This window comes from Mycobacterium sp. KBS0706 (genome assembly GCF_005938675.2).
Lineage (GTDB): Bacteria > Pseudomonadota > Alphaproteobacteria > DSM-16000 > Inquilinaceae > Inquilinus.
The window spans coordinates 1-979 of sequence record NZ_VCCH02000296.1; the positions used below are offsets into that span (position 1 = coordinate 1).

The following is a 979-nucleotide window of genomic DNA, read 5'->3' on the forward strand; positions in this document are numbered from 1 at the left end:
CACCGACAAGTGTCCGGCCTACGGCGCGGCGCTTCGTGGCCTGCGGCTCGACGGGATCCCGCACCTCCGAGGCAAGCGGCTGAACAACCGGGCCGAGAGTTCGCACGTCCCGGTCCGGCGACGGGAGCGCAAGCTGCAGCTGTTCAAATCGGCCGCCGCGGCGCAGCGGTTCCTGTCGATGCATGCCGCAACCTACAACACGTTCAACCTCTGCCGTCATCTTACCACCGCTCGTACACACCGACTGTTCCGAGCCGAGGCGTTCGGGGCACGGCGTAACGCGGCAGGCGTCGCCGCCTGAGCCCAGCGGAGGCTCGTTTCAGAGCGGCCACGCCCGACAACGTGACAAAGCCGAGCACCGGGGCCAGACCGTCAACTCGCCTTTCGGCCGCGACGGGGCTTTGGAGTAGCGGGTTCAGGGTGGGGCGCCGGAGGCGGCGCAACGGCGGGACGACGCGTTCCGAGCCCGATCGTCTTGGCCAGGGCGCTACGTTGGTTAGCATAGTTCGGCGCGACCATCGGGTAGTCGGCCGGCAAGCCCCAGCGCTCGCGGTACTCGTCCGGCGTCATGTTGTAGGCGGTCTTCAGATGCCGCTTCAGCATCTTCAGCTTCCTGCCGTCCTCGAGACAGACGATATAGTCGGGCATGACCGACCTCTTGATCGGCACCGCTGGCTGGGGCTGCTCCTTCACCGGCTCGACAGGCTTTCCGAGGCCGCTAAGTGCGCTGTAGACCTGATCAATAAGCGCCGGCAGGTCACTCGTCGCAACATTATTATTGGCGACATGCGCGGCGACGATCTGCACGGTCAGCTTTCGTGTCTCGTCTGCCGTTCCCTGTTGCAGTCCGACGGAAGTCTCCCCCGCCATTTCTGTTCTCCTTTGGAATCGGTGAGCGACCGTTGTCGCTGCCGCTCAGTAAGTCCAGGGTTTTTGGAAGCTCTTACACGTTATTCACAGCGAGCCGCTTTTCTCGCTG

Annotated in this window: 1 protein-coding gene and 1 pseudogene; one reads left to right on the forward strand and one right to left on the reverse strand. The window is 64.1% G+C overall.

The window, feature by feature from the left end; all coding sequences use genetic code 11:
* On the forward strand, positions 1 to 301 hold a 301-nt coding region (locus tag FFK22_RS41910; RefSeq protein ID WP_143957015.1), incomplete at its 5' end, for a DDE-type integrase/transposase/recombinase.
* Positions 302 to 438: 137 nt separating this feature from the next.
* Here FFK22_RS41910 and FFK22_RS41915 read toward each other — a convergent pair.
* Positions 439 to 870: pseudogene (locus FFK22_RS41915) on the reverse strand (MucR family transcriptional regulator); the annotation flags it as partial.
* Positions 871 to 979 lie beyond the last annotated feature (109 nt).